The organism is Mycobacterium sp. 050128 (assembly GCF_036409155.1).
Taxonomy (GTDB): domain Bacteria; phylum Actinomycetota; class Actinomycetes; order Mycobacteriales; family Mycobacteriaceae; genus Mycobacterium.
Genome location: NZ_JAZGLW010000002.1, coordinates 388,866 through 404,823, shown reverse-complemented (window position 1 = coordinate 404,823; position 15,958 = coordinate 388,866). Strand labels below are relative to the sequence as shown.

The window sequence follows — 15,958 nt, the reverse complement described above, 5'->3', positions numbered from 1 at the left end:
ATAACCTTCGTGCACGAGTGACGAACTCCTTCCGGGCACAGCTAATTCGGATTTAGCTCAGTGCATGCTGTTCGATGCTGAAGCGTTCTCGCAACAATCGTTTGAGCAATTTGCCGCTCGGGTTCTTCGGTAACGCATCGACGAAGAAGACACGCTTGGGTGTCTTGAACCCGGCCAGGGACGCTCGGCAGTGCGCAATGACGTCCGATTCGGTCAGTGTTGCGCCCTCGCGGGGCACGATCGCGGCGACCACGGCCTCTACCCACAGCGGGTGCGCGAGCCCGAAGACTGCGACTTCCTGAATGCCACTGTGGCGGTATAGGACTTCCTCGACCTCGCGGCTGGCTACGTTTTCGCCACCGGTCTTGATCATGTCCTTCTTGCGGTCGACGACGTGCAACAGGCCGTGCTCGTCGTAGTAGCCCAAGTCCCCCGAGTGGAACCAGCCGCTGCGGAAGGCTTGGGCGGTGCGGTCCGGGTCATCCAGGTAGCCCGCGGTCAAATGCGGGCTGCGGTGCGCGATTTCGCCCACCAGGCCCGCGGCCACCATGTTGTCGTCCTCGTCGAGGATCACCGTTTCCACGTTGACTACGGGGCGCCCGGCCGACCCGGCATGTGTGTCTTGCTCGTCGGGTCCCAGCGCGCAGGCGAGCGGCGCCATCTCGGTCTGGCCATAAAAGTTCCACAGCCTCAGATTCGGCAGCCGCTCCCGGATCTCGGTCAGAATTTCCACGGGCATCGCTGAGGCGCCGTAATACCCTTTACGCAGGCTGGACAGGTCCACGTCATCGAACATCGTTGAGCGCAGCAGCGAGATCCACACCGTCGGTGGTGCGAAGTAGCTGGTGACGTGGTAGCGCTCGATGGTGCGCAGCACCGCTTCCGGGTCGGGCCGCGGCAGGATAATGCTGGTGGCGCCCAGGTAGATATCCGTGGCCAGAAAATTGTCCAGCTGCGCACAGTGATACAGCGGCAACGAATGGATTTCGACGTCGTCGTGCGACATCTCGCCGGCGACAATCGTGCTGACATACTGCCACATCAGGCCGCGGCTGGTGTGCATGGCGGCTTTGGGGCGTGATTCAGTTCCGCTGGTGTACATCAGTCGCACCAACTGGTCGTCGTCGATGTGCGGACGCGGGGCTGGTGTCTCGGTGTGCAGCCACCGCGCGAAGTCGTCCCACCCGGGCGCCGGCCGGTGTCCGCCGGGTACCAAGGCGACCTGGGTCGTTACCACTCCACCACGCCGCATCGCCCCTTCGGCGGTCGGCGTCAGGTCGGCTTCGACGACGAATCCGCTGACTTGACTGTGGTCGAGGAGGTAAGCGATCTCCTCGGCGGTCAGCATGTAGTTGATCGGCACCAGAACCACCCCGGCGCGCGCCGTTGCGAACGCCAGCACCGCGTACTGCCAGCAATTGTGGGCCAACAGGCCGATGCGGTCACCGACATCGAAACCGTTGTCGTGCAAGGCGGCCGCAGCGCGTTCCACGAGGTTGTCGAACTCAGCAAAGGTCAGCACGACATCGCCGTCGATGATCGCGACCTTGTCCGGGTGCCGGCGGGCCGATCGGCGTGGAATCTCGCCGAGGCCATGGCTACGAGCCCGCGCAACCAGAGCGTTGAGGTCATCGGACGGCATGCCTGCCACCGTAGGCGCCGGCACTGAGGTGCGAGTCATCCACGTCCCGCTGAGTAGACAAAGCCCTGCCGACCGCGGCCGATCACGCCGATACTCCGTTGGCATGAGCACTGGCTTCCCCGTGACGACCGAAAGCGCCGGACGGGCGGGTCTGGATCCCCGACAGGTCGGCGAATTGCGGACCAACCTGCATCAGGCAGATCCCGGGGTGCTGGTCGCCGTACTGGCGCAGCTGACCGGCGATCCGGCGGTGGTCGACCGATTCGCACCGAAGATCACCCATGTGCCCGATCCGCCGGAGCAGGCAGGCAGCACCGATCCGGATACTGCCGAGCAGCTCATCCAGGAGATCGTGGCCGCGCTGCGGGCTCCCCGTCCTGCGGATGCGCTACCCGTCGACGATCCCGGCCTCTTCGCTCGTGTCGCCCCTGTGGCACTGGGCGGTGAGGTCGGCTCGGAGTATCTGCAGCTGCTCCTTGAGCAGGGTGGATTCCAGCCTTCGCAACCCGTATTGCCACGTACCGCAAAGCTTCCCAACGCCTTTCGGGTGGTCATCATAGGCGCGGGCATTGCCGGGATCACCGCCGCGCTCGCATGCACGGACGCTGGCATCGATTTCCAAATCATCGAACGCAACGCCGAGGTTGGCGGCACGTGGTACACCACCGCCTATCCCGGCATCGGTGTCGATACGCCTTCGGCGTACTACTCGCTGTCCCGCGATATCAACGGTGACTGGTCGAGTTACTACCCGCAGGGTGCGGAGTATCAGGCCTACCTCGTGTCGGTGGCGGACAAGAACCGTCTCCGCGAGCGCACTCGGTTCGGTACCGAGGTGCAAGCGTTGTGGTGGGAAGAGCGGTGCCAGCAGTGGCAGATTCATTCAGTCGGCCCGGACGGCACCCGTGACGTCAGCTACGCCAACGTGGTCATCCCGGCCGTTGGCTACCTCAATCGGCCACGTTGGCCGGATCTACCTGGCCGCGAGACGTTTTCGGGGATCTCTGTCCATTCTGCGCAGTGGGATCCCGAGCTGGATCTGACGGGCAAACGGGTCGCGATCATCGGAGCCGGCTGCACCGCAGTGCAGATCGTCGACGCGTGCGTGGACCAGGTCGCGCACTTGACGGTGTTCCAACGGCAGCCGCATTGGGTCGCGCCGCGACGGCGGGCATCCGACGACGTTCCCGCCTACCAGCGGTGGCTGGGCACCCGGTTGCCGTACTACGCCAATTGGATTCGGCTCAAGTCGTATTGGGGGACATCGGACAACAACTATCCGGTGATCCTGCATGACCGCGAGTGGGCGGCCGAGCATTTGTCGATCTCGCCGGCCAATGATGTCCTGCTACGAATGTGCCTGGAGTACATCGATCGCGTGTTTGGGGCGGGCAGCGAACTGGCGCGCAAGGTAACCCCCGATTTTGCTCCGTACGGCAAGCGCATCATTCGTGATCCGGGCGGTTACTACGCGGCCCTGGCGCGCGAGCATGTCGATGTCGAGGCCAGTGAACCGGCCCAGGTCAACGAGGAGGGAATCGTGACCGCCGACGGTCGGCAGCTCGACCTCGATGTCATCATCTACGCGACGGGGTACTACTTGGATTTCCTTTCCACCGTAGATATTCGGGGCCGGGCCGGCAAGAAGCTGACCGACGAGTGGGGCGATATTCCGCGGGCCTACCGCGGCGGCATGGTGCCTGGCTTCCCAAATATGTTCATCTCCTCGGCGCCCAACTACAGCCCCGGGCACGGGGGCGGCCACAACTTCGGCGTCGAGGTGATGGTGCACTACGTCATGGAGTGCCTGCAGTTGATGGCGCTGCGCCAGGCCACCACCCTCGAGGTGACCCAACGCGCCTACGACGAGTACGTTGCCGACATCGACGCGATGATGGCCGACACCGTCTGGTGCCACACCCCGTCAGCCCACACCTACTACCGTTCCGGCGGCGGGCGGATCGTGACCGCGTTCCCGTACCGCCTGGTCGACTTTTGGCGTGACCACCGCGCGCCCGTCGAAGACGATCTCGAGCTGGAATGATCCCAACTATGCCGGGAAAGCTCTGCGGGAAGACGGCTTTGGTGACCGGCAGCAGCCGCGGAATCGGGCGGGCGGTCGCCCAACGGTTGGCGGCCGAGGGTGCCACGGTGGTGGTGACGGCGCGCTCCGACGCGACGTCCGAGTCGATTCGGGCCGGTGCCGTCGCCACCCTTCCCGGCACGATCGGCGAGACGATCGAGTTGATCGAGGCTGCCGGTGGACGGGCATTCGGTGTCGCGGCGGACCTCGAGGATCCCGGACAGCGCGATCGACTGATCGACGAGGTGCTCGACCGTGCCGGCCGCATTGACATCCTGGTCAATAATGCTGGTTTCGCCGACTACTCGGTGGTCGAGGACATGAGCCTGGACACCTTCGACCGCACCGTCGAGCACTATCTGCGGACACCGTTTGTGCTGACGAAAGCCGCTGTGCCGCATATGCGTAAGCAAGGCGCCGGTTGGATCGTCAACATCGGCTCCGTCACCGGGGTGGCCCCGGTGCGTCCCTATCGCGAATACAACAAAACGTCCGGGGACGTCATCTACGCGTCGTGCAAGGCGGCCCTGCACCGCTTCACGCAGGGCGTGGCGGCCGAACTCCTTGACGCCAACATCGCGGTGAATTGCGTCGGCCCATCGACCGCTGTACGCACACCGGGTGCGGCACAACTAATCCCGGACTCGTTCCCGACCGAGCCGGTGGAGTACTTGGCCGAGACTGTGCTGGCGATGTGCCATTTGCCCGCCGTGCAGCGCACGGGGTTGGTCGCGTTCAGTCTGCATTACCCGTGGTCGCAGCAATTGCCGGTACACACCTTGGACGGCACGGTGGTGTTGCCGGCCCTGCCGCCACCCCCGACCGCCAACCCCAACGTCCGCCCCGCCGGAATCTAGCCCAGTACCGGGCCGGTAATCGCACAGAAACTGTGGCAGACCCGGTCGCGGATGATGACGTCGTTGGTCTCGGGATCGAACCAACGGTCTACCACCGCCCAGTGGATGGGGTGCATCAGGTAGGGCCCCATCAAGGCATTCACATCTGCGAATTCCTGCTCGAACACGTGGGTCCAGGGCGAGGTTCCGATCGCGTCGTCGACGCGACTGAGCTGCCACGCCTTGATGCCCGATATGTAGCGCGGCATCGAGGTCAGCTCACTTTCGAAGCGGCGCATGGTCTCTGGATCGGTGTCGGGCAGCACCCGTAACAGCAGCGCGCGGTAGACGGTTCCCGATGCGTCGCCGCAGCGAACGGGTGCACCCGCGTAACCGGCGCCGTTGACCCGGCTCACCGACGGGTCAGTCAACAGGCGGGCGAAATCGTCAGCCGCACGGTCCCGTTGGTCCGCGGTGGCGAATCGCAGGTGCACCAGAATGTCACCACCGTTGCGCGACCCGGGCAGCGTCGGCTGCACCACCCAGTGCAGCGGGTTGGCCGATGTGGCGGCGGTGCGCAACTCACCGATAAGCCGATCGTGCTCGGACGGGGCGATGTCGATCAGCCGGGTGACGCTATACATCGCACAGCCCGTCGACGTGTTGCGCCGCCGCGGCGAAAGAGCGCGACCGAGTGGTCACCAATTCGCTTATTCGCGACCACCATTCGCCCAGCGCCGGATCCGGGCGGGCCTTCCACGTCATCTCCCACCAAGCCTTCGCGTTTGGCAGGGTCCATATGACGGTGACGACATTGACGTCGTCGTCGAACCAGATCGGCGGACTGACCAAGATGTCACGCAGTGTCATCCCCCGATCCCGCGCTCCGGGCACGTACTCGGCGAGGTAGGTGTCGACGAAGCGGCGAGCGCATCCGGGCCGGGTCTCCACCCGGTCGATTACGAAGATTTCGGCGTCGGCCATGTGCCGACCGTATGGCAACCTGATCCGGCCGGACTGCCGACTCCCGACCATCGGGAACGTTCAGCCGCGCAGAAGATCACCGAGAGCCGCGGCCGCCTGTTTGCGTCCCCGGTGCGCGATGTCGAGCATCGGCATCGTCAAAAACCCGTGAATGCCACCCTCGAAGTGGAGTTGGGTTGTCGGCACGCCGGCCCGATGCAGCGCGGCGCAGTAAGCGAGTCCTTCATCGCGCAGTGGGTCGTGGCCGGCGACCACTACGACGGCGGGCGGGAGCCCGTGCAGGTCGGCGTGTAGCGGTGCAACGTAAGGGTGCGATCGGTCGTCGGGCGACGGCACGTAGCAATCCCAGTACCACCGCATTGCTGCTTTCGGGTTGTAGTAGCCCTTCCCGAACAGCCGGTAGGACTCGGTGTCGAAGTCGGCCGCGATGACCGGGTAGAGCAGCAGCTGACCCGCGAGAGCCGGGCCGCCGCGATCGCGGGCCATGACCGCGGTGACCGCGGCCAGGTTTCCGCCGGCGCTGTCACCGCCGACGAGCACGCGTTCGGGGTCGCCGCCCAACTCGACGGCGTTGCGGCGGGCCCAGTACGTTACGTCGTAGATGTCCTCCGCGGCGCACGGCCAGGCATGCTCCGGAGCCAACCGGTAGTCGACCGAAATGACAACGGCAGGAATAAGATTGGCGATATCGCGGCAGAGCTCGTCGTGACTGTCCAGTCCGCAGAACACGAATCCGCCGCCATGGGCATACACCAGGATTGGCAGTGGGCCAGCTGCGTCGGGTTGATAGATCCGGACCGGTAGCAGGCTATCCGTGCGATGGACCGAGCGGTTGATGACCTTGGCGACGGCCTCGGGTTGGGCGGGCGGCTGCAATCTCGACCGGATGAGTGCTCGCGCCTCGGCGCCGCTCATCTGGTGCACCGGTGGGAATGCGCCATCGAGTTGCTCGATGATCGCGGCGATCTGCGGGTCGAGGCTCACGCGTATTGCAACGCGGGTGCTTGAAGGCGCCGCTGGGGGAGCAGTGGCCGCAGCGGCTGCAGGGTCGGTGCCACCCGTCGTGGTCCGTCCTCCGCGTTGCGCCAGATGCCCATCGCGGTCATGCGCACCGGTGCGGTCAGCCGCTGATCGAACATCATCCGGCTCATCGGCCCGCACACCGACACCGCCGCAACGGCCTCGCCCGGTCCGCCGATAGGCGCTGCGACACAACCGAATCCAAGCAACGACTCCTCACGCTCGAACGCCACGCCGTGAGCCCGCACCTTGGCCAATTCCGCGACCAGCTGGGAGCCGGTGGAAACGGAGTACTTGGTCTTGCGGACCCGCAGGTCAACCTGGGCGTCCTCGTCGTGGTAGGCCAGGATCGCCTTGCCCACCGCGGTGCAATGCGCGGGTTGGCGGCCGCCGACCCGGGTGGGGATCGCGTCGGCCATCCGGTCACCGACCTTGTCCAGGTAGACGACGTCGGGTCCGTCCAGCACCGCGAGGTGGGCGACCAGCCCAGTGGCGCGGTGCAATTCGCCCAGCAGCGGCCCGGCCGCTCGCACCAGGCGGTCCTGATGCACGGCCAGCGACCCGAGTTCCACCAGTCGCATCCCGAGCTCGTAGTCGCGACCGCTGCGGCGCAGCCAGCGCAGCTGCACCAGACGCTCGAGCATCCGGTGGGCCGAGGAGCGCGGCAGGCCGGTGCGCCGCACGATCTGGGCCAGGGTCAGCCGTCCCGGCCCGTCGAATGCGTCGAGGACCAAGGAAATGCGATCGATGACGGCCGTGGGAGTGCTCGATTCTGTGGTCGCGACGGAGCGCGGGGTCCCTGACATCGGTCCTCCATGTGTGTCTGGCTGCTATATTCCTATTAGGAATATCCATTTGTATCACACAGATGTGGCCGCTGTCACAGAATGCCGCCGGCGGGTAGTGGGTCAGTTTGGCGCGATGCGTAGACCGGTGATGACGCCCGGCTCGATGGCTACGGCCCTGTCGGCGTGGTTGACCCATGGGCGGAGTAGTTGCTCGTAGCGCGAGACCTGGTCGGGATCGGTGATGGTATACGCGTGTCCGGTGACGACGACACTCCAGCCCGTCCGAGTCTGGGGGTCGATACTGTCGGCTTCATAGGCGACGACGACGCCTTCGCTGGATCGCACGGCAGCGGAGATCGACGCCGTCAGACGGGTGCGAATGATTATCCGGCCCCGGTCGAGCAGATGATTGACCGGGCGGATCGCCGGAAGCGCGTTGAGAGTGAAGAAGACCCGCCCGTAGCTGACGCTGGCCAGCAACCGCATCGCCTCGGCAGTGTCTAACCGCTGAGCGCCTGCGGCGTGCTGCCCTAAGCCCAGTCCGCCGTCGTAGTCGCTCATACCCTTAAGCATCTGTTGTAAGTGCCTGAGCACCTAGGGCCATATGACCCCACCGCGAACCCACGTCATTCACACTGACCCACTACCCGACGGCGATTGAGTGTGTCGACATGGCTTTGGGTGTGCGCCGAGGGTGGCGAGACGCCGGGACCGTTTGCCCGGGGATCGAACGTCAGCCCTTGGCGGCCGACCGTCCGGCGCGGCGTCCGTAGAAGCTGCCGTCACCGAGCGAGACGCCGCTGGCATAGCCCCAGGCGGCCAGGCCGGCGGTGGAACGGCCCGCGGCGAACAGCCCCGGGATCGGCTCGCCGCTGACGTGCAGCACCTCGGCATCCAGCGTGGTGGCCAGCCCGCCCAGGGTGAATCCGCCGGTGTTCTCGCGCAGGTCGATCGCGCCGACCGGGGTGCCGATCGGCTTGATCCACTCCGGCTTCTTGTGCAGCAACGGATCCTCACCGCGCGCGGCGCCCTCGTTGTAAGCCGCGACAGTCGCCTGCAACGAACCGGGCGCTAGGCCGATGTCGCGCTCCAGGTCCGCCACGCTGTCGGCGACCCAGGTCGCTTCCCGCAGCATGAACTTGGGCGACCACGACGCCATCGCCTCTTCCTGGGCATCGTTGTCGATGATCAGATAGGCGATGTTGTCCTGGTGGTAGAGCGTGAGCTGCCCGACGCGGCCCGGGTAGGTGTCCTCGGCGACATAGCGCTGACCGCGGCCGTTGACCAGGATCCCGCGGACCAGCTGCTGGGGGTCGATGAAGATCGCGACCTCGGTGGCATCCATGTGCGCCAGATCGGCGCCCAGCGCCTGCGCCATCCGGATCGCCTGGCCGTCGTGCTGCTCAATCGACGCGGCCGGACGGCCGGCGATGCGCGGCGCGAAGCGGGCCACCATCGCGTCGTTGTAGGCGAAGCTACCCGTGGCCAGCACGACGCCGGTGCGCGCCCGAATCGTCAACTCGGTGCCGTATTGACGGGCCCGGATCCCGACCACCCGGCCGTCGGACTCGACGATCAGACACCGCACCCGCACGTCGTAGAGTGCGCGTGCGCCCGCCGCGGTGGCGGTTTCGACGAGCGGCTTCATCAGCATGTAGCCGGCGCTGGCTTCGCCCTGTTTCTTGTTCTGCATCTGCGGGACGTGGCCGCGCGGGGCGGGGGAGGCGATGGTGTTGAACGGGTAGGAGTTTTCGCCGCCGCTGTACATCAGGCCCTGATCGCCCATCGGCTCCCAGCCGGGCTCGGAGAAGAACTCCGCCTTGAACGGGACGCCGCAGCCAACCAGCCATTCGAAATGGGCGACGCTGCCGGCGCAGTAATCGGCGATCCGGTTCTCGTCGGCACCCGGTCCCATCGCCACGTTGAGGAACGCTTGCATGTTTTCGACGGAATCGGTGAAGCCGCAAGCCTTTTGCAGGGGCGTGCCGCCGCCGAGATAGATGAATCCGCCGGCCATCGCCGCCGCGCCGCCCCACGAACCGGTGCGCTCCAGCACCAGGACGTCGGCGCCGGAGCGCGATGCTTCGACCGCGGCCGCCGCACCGGCGACACCGTAACCGGCGATGACGACGTCGGCCTCGTGATCCCACGCGGTGATCGACGACGCCGGGATCGGCGTGACGTCGGTGTCAGGTGTCTTGGACATCACAGCCGCATCGCCGCGGGCATTTCGCCGACCCACTGGTGGCCCCAGTAGCTGTCGGCCGTGATTTCCTCTGCGGTGTAATAGGTTTCGTCGACTCGCATGCCGTCGGTGCCGAATTCGATGTCCCAATCGCCGGGTGCCCGGACGTAGAAGGAGATCATCTTGTCGTTGGTGTGGCGGCCGAGCGTCGACGACAACTGGAAGCCCTCGGCGTTGACCCGGTCCAGCGCCTGGCCCACCGCATCGAGGGTGTCGACCTCGACCATGATGTGCACCAGGCGCGGGTCTCGCATATGCGCGGCCGGGACGATCGCCAGGCTGTGATGACGTTCGTTGATGCCGAGGAACCGAACCCGCACCGGGCCGAACTCTTTCGGCAACGGCACCCGGAACGCGCCGCGCGACCGGAAACCCAGCACCTCGGTGTAGAAGTCGGACACACCGCCCGGATCCGTGGCCGGCACCACGACATGGCCCATCCCCTGGTCGCCGGTGACGAATCGTGCGCCGAACGGAGTGACGACCGGGCTGTGATCGAGTACCGCGCCGTGGAACACCTCGAGCGTGGTGCCGGCCGGGTCGTCGAAGGTGATCACCTCTTCGACCCGGCGGGCCTCGGCCTCCTCGACCGACAGCTGTTTGAACGGCACCCCGGCCCCGTCGAGCGTGGCCTTGATCCGCTGCAGCGCCGGGTGGTCGCGTACCTCCCAGCCGATGGTGAGCACCCGATCGGTCTCGCCCGGCACCACGATCAACCGGGCCGCGCGCTCATCCATCCGCAGATAGAGCGCGTCCTCGTCGGGGCCGCGCATACTAGGGGAGCCCTCGGCGAAACCCAGGACCCCGAAGGCGAAGCGGCGCCAGCGGTCGATGTCGTTGGTCGAGATCGTAATATAGCCAAGGCTTTTTAGTTCGCTCACGGCTGCCCCTTCGCTCAGATCAACGCTCGCAGCGGGCCCTCGGGCGGTTCGACGCCCAACGAACTCAGCGCCGCCGCGTGATAGGTGGTGCCGGGGACATGGATGGCATGCATCTGGCCGACGTGGACGTCACGCCAGTACCGTTGCAGCGGTTTGTCCATGCGGGCCGCGTTGCCGCCCGAGCGGGCGAAGATCTCGTCGACGGCCGACACCGCGCGCCACACCGCGCGCACCTGTGTCCGGCGTCCGGCCGCGCGGTCGGCGAACGACACCTCCTTGCCGGCCGCGACCATGTCGTAGATGCGGTCGGCGTTGGTCAGCAGTTCCTGGCGCGCGGCGTTGATATCGGCGGCGGCCTCGCCGATCGCGTGCATGACGTACGGGTCGTCCTTGATCGCGGTTCCGGTGGCGCCGACGCGCTCGCGCTGATAGTCCAGGTGCGCGGCGAGTGCGCCCTCGGCGATGCCGATCGTCGCCGACGAGATGCCCAGCGGGAACATCGTCGACCACGGCATCAGATACAGCGGCTCGGTCATCCCGGCCTCGCGCTGGGCGGTGCCGTCCATCACCTTGGTGGCATCCATCGTGCGGTAGCTCGGCACGAACGCGTCCTTGACGATCACGTCCTTGGACCCGGTTCCCCGCAGCCCTACCACATTCCACGAATCCTCGACGATCTCGTAGTCCTTGCGCGGCAGGATCATGTGCAGCATCTGCGGCGGCATCAGCGGAATGCCCTTTTCGTCACCGCGCATCGCGCCCAGGATGATCCAGTCGCAGTGGTCGGTGCCCGAGCTGAACTGCCAGCGGCCGCTGAAGAGGTACCCGCCGTCGACGGGTTTGGCCACACCTTGCGGCGCGTACGGGGAAGCCATCCAGGTGTCGACATCGTCGGCCCAGATCTCGGCGGCGACCCTGGGGTCCGCGTACGCCAACTGGTAGGGGTGCACGCCCACCACGCCGACGATCCAGCCGGCCGCCGGATCCAGCGCCGCCGTGGCCATCGTCGTCTCGGCGAACTCGCGGGGGTGGACCTCGAAGCCCTGGTACTGCTTGGTCTGCAGGAGCCGGATCAGGCCGGCTGCCTTCATCAGCTTGACCGTGTCGTCGGTAAGCCGGCCGATTTGTTCGGCTTCGGCGGCCTGGTCGCGCAATTGGTCCGCCATCGCCACTACCCGGTCGAGTACCCGGTCGCTCATATCGTGTCCTTACGTTGTGGGCTAAGTAATGGTCTACCGCAGTCCTCGCCCGTCCCAAAGGAAATCCCGATGAGCGGACGCAAATACCCGTTCATGCGTGCCCGATGGCCGGGAAGACTCGAACGGAGCTTCCGGTCATCGGGAAGACCGGTGCCCGTCGGTGATCCGGCCAATAATGTGGCTGCTTGTGAATGATGCTGTCGACGTCACCGTGGTGGGCGCCGGGTTCGCCGGCCTGTATGCCCTGCACAAGCTGCGCGCGCAGGGACTCTCGGTGCGGGTGCTCGAGGCCGCCCCCGAGGTCGGCGGGACCTGGTACTACAACCGGTATCCCGGCGCGCGCTGCGACGTCGAAAGCGTCGACTACTGCTACTCGTTCTTCGATGAACTCCAGCAGGAGTGGAACTGGACCGAGAAGTACGCCACCCAATCCGAGATCCTCGAATACCTGAACTGGGTTGCCGACAAACTCGACCTGCGCCGCGACATCGTTTTCGACACCTGTGTGGTCTCCGCCGTGCTCGACGAGACGACGCTGCGCTGGACGCTGACGACCGACACCGGTCGGGCGATCTCGGCGCGGTTCGCTCTGATGGCGACGGGGCCCCTGTCGGCCGCGATGACACCGAATTTCCCTGGGCTGGATACCTTCGCGGGCCAGACCCATCACACCGCGCACTGGCCGCAGCAAGCCGTGGACTTCACCGGGAAACGGGTGGCGGTCATCGGCACCGGATCCTCGGGCATCCAATCGATTCCGATCATCGCCGAGCAGGCCGCACACCTGTACGTCTTCCAGCGCACCCCCAACTACAGCGTCCCGGCCCGCAACGCACCGCTGTCCGCCGACGAGCTCGACGAGATCAAGGCAGGCTATGCGCAGCGACGCGACTTGTCGTGGCGCAGCGGCGGCGGGTCTCCGCACCTGACCGCCGCGAAGCCGACGATGGAATACACCCCGCAAGAGCGGCGCGCGAAGTTCGAAACACGATGGCAGCTGGGCGGAGTGCTGTTCTCGAAGACGTTCCCCGACCAGATGACCGACGTGGAAGCCAACGAGGAGGCCCGCAAATTCTACGAGGAGAAGGTCCGCGCGGTCATCGATGACCCGGCCGTCGCCGACCTGTTGATCCCCACCGACCATCCGATCGGGACCAAGCGAATCTGCACCGACAGCAACTATTTTCAGACATTCAACCGGCCCAACGTGACGTTGATCAGTGTCCGTGACACACCGATCGAATCGATCGACCCGGCGGGAATCAACGCCGGTGCCATGCATTACGACCTCGACATGATCGTGCTGGCAACGGGTTTCGATGCGATGACCGGGGCGCTGGGGCGCATCGACATCGTCGGGCGTGACGGTGCCACGCTGCGCGACGACTGGGTCCACGGACCGCGCACGTATCTCGGACTGGGCGTCGACGGGTTCCCCAACCTGTTCCTGATCTCGGGCCCCGGAGCTCCTGCCGTGCTAGCGAACATGGTGCTGCACGCGGAGGCGCAGGTGGACTGGGTCGCGCAGGCGATCGCCTACCTCGACCGCCATGGCTATGTGGGCATCGAAGCAGGCGTGGACAGCGTGGACGGCTGGGGCGCCGAATGCGCCCGGCGTGCCGAGACGACGTTGTTCACCAAGGCGAATTCCTGGTACATGGGCGCCAACGTGCCCGGGAAGCCCACGGGCTTCATGCTGTTCGTCGGCGGATTCGCGACCTACAACGACATCTGCGCCGATGTGGCCGACGCCGGCTACCGCGGGTTCGATCTAATCAAGCGATGACTGGTCTACTCGACAAAGTCGTCGTGGTCACCGGCGCCGGCAAAGGTACCGGGCGGGTGCACTGTCAGCGCTTCGCCGACGAGGGTGCCGACGTGATCGCCCTCGACGTCGCCACTCTTGCCGACGAATTATCCCGTACCGCAACCGAAGTCGAAAGCAGAGGCCGTCGCTGCGCCACGGGTATCGCGGATGTGAGCGACCTCGCGGCCGTGACGTCGGCGATCGACAGCGGTGTCGCTGCGCTGGGCCGCCTCGACGTCATCATCGCCAACGCCGGTGTCCACCTCCCGGGCGGCCCGACCTGGGAACTCGACCCGCAGGTCTGGAAACAGACGCTGGACATCAATCTCTCCGGGGCCTGGCACACCGTCAGAGCCGGCGTGCCGCACATCGGCGCCGACGGTGGATCCGTCGTGCTGATCAGCTCTACCAACGGCCTTCGGGGAACCGCGAACACCGCGCACTACACGGCCAGCAAGCACGCGATCGTCGGGCTGGCGCGCACGCTGGCCAACGAGCTGGGACCGCGCGGCATCCGGGTCAACACGGTGCACCCGGGTCCGGTCGCGACACCGATGGTGCTCAACGAGGCGATGTACCGCAAGCTGCGGCCCGATCTGCCCAACCCGACGGCGGCCGACGCGGCCGAGGTGCTGCAGGCGCGCAACCTGTTGCCGGTCCCGTGGGTGGAGCCCGTCGACGTCGCCAACGCCGTCGTGTTCCTGGCGTCGGATCAGGGCCGCTACATCACCGGCACCCAGCTTGTCGTCGACGCCGGCCTGACCCAGAAGGCGACATGACTCCACGGCGCACAGACAAGGTTGCGCTGCTCACCGGCGCGACACAGCACCTGCCCGTCGACGCGGGCGCCACCCAGCGATGAGGAGACGACGATGACGGACCTGGCGGAATTGGCGGCCCGGCTGCGCCGGCTCGAAGACGACCGCGACATCAGGCAGTTGATCGCGTCGTACGGTCCGGCTGTCGACGCCGGCGACCCGGATGCCAGCGCGCGGCTGTGGGCGATCGACGGCGTGTACGACGTCGACGGCTGGCGGATGGAAGGCCGTGCCGACGTGCACGCGATGATCAGCTCGGACGCCCACCAGAAATTGGTGCAGAAGGGTTGCTCGCACTTCCTGGGGCCGTGCGTCGTCACGGTCACCGGTGACGAGGCAGTGGCGGTGTGCGAGTCCCTCGTGCTTGTCCGCGAAGGCTCGGCAAAGGGGTCCTACCGGGTGTGGCGCGCCACCGCACACCATTTCGCGCTGCGCCGCATCGACGACCAGTGGCAGATCACCACCCGCACCAGCCGGGTGCTCGACGGCAATCCCGACGCGCACGCCTTGCTGCTGAAAGGCCTTGCCGGAGCGCCTTAGGTGGTATGTCGGCGACCCGCTTCGCCCGGCTCCGCCGCCCTCGCGATCGCCGCTAGGTGGGATGGCGGTGACCCGCTTCGCCCGGCTCCGCCGCCCTCGCGATCGCCGCTAGGTGGTATGGCGGTGACCCGCTTCGCCCGGCTCCGCCGCCCTCGCGATCGCCGCTAGCGGGACAAAAATCCCAGGACCGTACTTTCGAAGGCTGCCTTGGCCTCGATCATGGCCCAGTGCCCGGAGTTCGGGAAGACATGCAGCTCCGCGTTGGGGATGGTGCGCATCGGTATCAGCGCCATATCGGGCGGACTCACCCGATCGTCGCGGCCCCACGTCAGCAGTGTGGGGGCGGCCAGCTTGTGCATCGTCGCCCACGGGAAGGGCCGGTCCGAGGCGGCCATCGCGGAGTTCATCGCGGAGAACGCCGCCTTCCCGTACATCCGGCGCGCGGCGTCCAGCGTGACGGGATCGGTGGCCAGCTGCCAACGCTCCTCGATGAGTTCGTCGGTCACCAGGGCCTGGTCGTACACCATCGACTTCAGCCAGTCGACGAGCCGCTGCCGGGTGGGGTCCTCGACGAACTCCTGCAACAGCCGGATGCCCTCGCTCGGGCTGGGACTGAAGATGTTGGTGCCGATGCCGCCGATGGTCACCAGCCGGCCGACGCGGTCCGGATTTCCGATGGCGAAGTTGATGCCGACGCCGCCACCCATCGAGTTGCCGACGATGTGCGCCTTCTCGACTCCGAGTGCGTCCAGGAACGGCGACACCACGCCGAACGCCGTGACCATCGGGTGACCGCCGAAGTCATCGGTGACCCCGAAGCCGGGGAATTCGAGGATTAGGCAGCGAAAGTGCTCGGCAAAGGTGGGGAGGATCCCGCGGAAGTTGCGCCAGCCGGTGACCCCGGGGCCGGAGCCGTGCAGGAACAGCAGCACCGGGCCGGAATCCGGGCCGCAGTCGTAGTAGCGCAAAGCGCCCTTCGGGGTGGTGATTTCACGCAGATCACGCTCGACTGTCGTTGCAGAGGTATTGGCCACGCATGTCACCCTGCCATGTCAGGCCTCAGCGCATGATCGCGTGTTCCACTGATCGGCATCGATGCGAGTGCGCGCCCACCG

15 protein-coding genes are annotated in these 15,958 nt (G+C 66.3%); 5 read left to right on the top strand and 10 right to left on the bottom strand.

Going from position 1 to position 15,958, the window contains the following annotated elements:
- Window positions 1-52 precede the first annotated feature (52 nt).
- Window positions 53-1,642 (bottom strand): acyl-CoA synthetase, encoded by a 1,590-nt coding sequence (locus tag SKC41_RS19310; RefSeq protein ID WP_442931713.1) that lies wholly within the window; start codon window positions 1,640-1,642, stop codon window positions 53-55.
- A gap of 103 nt (window positions 1,643-1,745) precedes the next feature.
- Here SKC41_RS19310 and SKC41_RS19305 point away from each other — a divergent pair, with 103 nt between their 5' ends.
- Window positions 1,746-3,686: a flavin-containing monooxygenase gene (locus SKC41_RS19305; protein WP_330979287.1), complete on the top strand. Its 1,941-nt coding sequence runs from the start codon at window positions 1,746-1,748 to the stop codon at window positions 3,684-3,686.
- An 8-nt stretch (window positions 3,687-3,694) separates the two neighbouring features.
- A complete protein-coding gene (locus SKC41_RS19300; RefSeq protein ID WP_330979286.1) occupies window positions 3,695-4,582 on the top strand; it encodes an SDR family NAD(P)-dependent oxidoreductase in 888 nt (295 codons plus the stop codon).
- On the opposite strand, the gene SKC41_RS19295 is transcribed toward SKC41_RS19300, so the two are convergent.
- The 8 genes from SKC41_RS19295 to SKC41_RS19260 form a co-directional block, all read right to left on the bottom strand.
- Window positions 4,579-5,205, bottom strand: a complete 627-nt coding sequence (locus SKC41_RS19295) for a Dabb family protein (protein ID WP_330979285.1) — start codon at window positions 5,203-5,205, stop codon at window positions 4,579-4,581. The genes SKC41_RS19300 and SKC41_RS19295 overlap by 4 nt on opposite strands.
- Window positions 5,198-5,545, bottom strand: coding sequence for a hypothetical protein (locus SKC41_RS19290; RefSeq protein ID WP_330979284.1), 348 nt, complete (start codon window positions 5,543-5,545; stop codon window positions 5,198-5,200). The genes SKC41_RS19295 and SKC41_RS19290 overlap by 8 nt, the downstream gene beginning before the upstream one ends.
- Before the next feature lie 60 nt (window positions 5,546-5,605).
- Window positions 5,606-6,529, bottom strand: a complete 924-nt coding sequence (locus SKC41_RS19285) for an alpha/beta hydrolase (protein WP_330979283.1) — start codon at window positions 6,527-6,529, stop codon at window positions 5,606-5,608.
- The gene (locus SKC41_RS19280) at window positions 6,526-7,371 is read right to left on the bottom strand and encodes an IclR family transcriptional regulator (protein ID WP_330979282.1); all 846 of its coding nucleotides are present in this window, start codon (window positions 7,369-7,371) and stop codon (window positions 6,526-6,528) included. The genes SKC41_RS19285 and SKC41_RS19280 overlap by 4 nt, the downstream gene beginning before the upstream one ends.
- A gap of 102 nt (window positions 7,372-7,473) precedes the next feature.
- Window positions 7,474-7,914, bottom strand: a complete 441-nt coding sequence (locus SKC41_RS19275; protein WP_330979281.1) for a pyridoxamine 5'-phosphate oxidase family protein — start codon at window positions 7,912-7,914, stop codon at window positions 7,474-7,476.
- A 172-nt stretch (window positions 7,915-8,086) separates the two neighbouring features.
- Entirely contained in the window at window positions 8,087-9,559 is a 1,473-nt protein-coding gene (locus SKC41_RS19270) for an FAD-dependent oxidoreductase (RefSeq protein ID WP_330979280.1), read from the bottom strand.
- Window positions 9,559-10,479, bottom strand: coding sequence for a biphenyl-2,3-diol 1,2-dioxygenase (bphC, locus tag SKC41_RS19265; RefSeq protein ID WP_330979279.1), 921 nt, complete (start codon window positions 10,477-10,479; stop codon window positions 9,559-9,561). Before bphC ends, SKC41_RS19270 begins: the two co-directional genes overlap by 1 nt.
- 14 nt (window positions 10,480-10,493) lie before the next feature.
- A complete protein-coding gene (locus SKC41_RS19260) occupies window positions 10,494-11,678 on the bottom strand; it encodes an acyl-CoA dehydrogenase family protein (RefSeq protein WP_330979278.1) in 1,185 nt (394 codons plus the stop codon).
- 187 nt (window positions 11,679-11,865) lie between these two features.
- Between SKC41_RS19260 and SKC41_RS19255 the strand changes: the two genes are divergently transcribed.
- From SKC41_RS19255 to SKC41_RS19245, 3 genes are all read left to right on the top strand, one after another.
- Window positions 11,866-13,464 (top strand): flavin-containing monooxygenase, encoded by a 1,599-nt coding sequence (locus tag SKC41_RS19255; protein ID WP_330979277.1) that lies wholly within the window; start codon window positions 11,866-11,868, stop codon window positions 13,462-13,464.
- Entirely contained in the window at window positions 13,461-14,264 is an 804-nt protein-coding gene (locus SKC41_RS19250; protein ID WP_330979276.1) for a mycofactocin-coupled SDR family oxidoreductase, read from the top strand. The genes SKC41_RS19255 and SKC41_RS19250 overlap by 4 nt, the downstream gene beginning before the upstream one ends.
- 93 nt (window positions 14,265-14,357) lie before the next feature.
- Window positions 14,358-14,843 (top strand): nuclear transport factor 2 family protein, encoded by a 486-nt coding sequence (locus SKC41_RS19245; RefSeq protein ID WP_330979275.1) that lies wholly within the window; start codon window positions 14,358-14,360, stop codon window positions 14,841-14,843.
- A 164-nt stretch (window positions 14,844-15,007) separates the two neighbouring features.
- Here SKC41_RS19245 and SKC41_RS19240 read toward each other — a convergent pair whose 3' ends face one another.
- Window positions 15,008-15,886, bottom strand: a complete 879-nt coding sequence (locus tag SKC41_RS19240) for an alpha/beta fold hydrolase (protein WP_442931710.1) — start codon at window positions 15,884-15,886, stop codon at window positions 15,008-15,010.
- Between the last annotated feature and the right edge of the window lie 72 nt (window positions 15,887-15,958).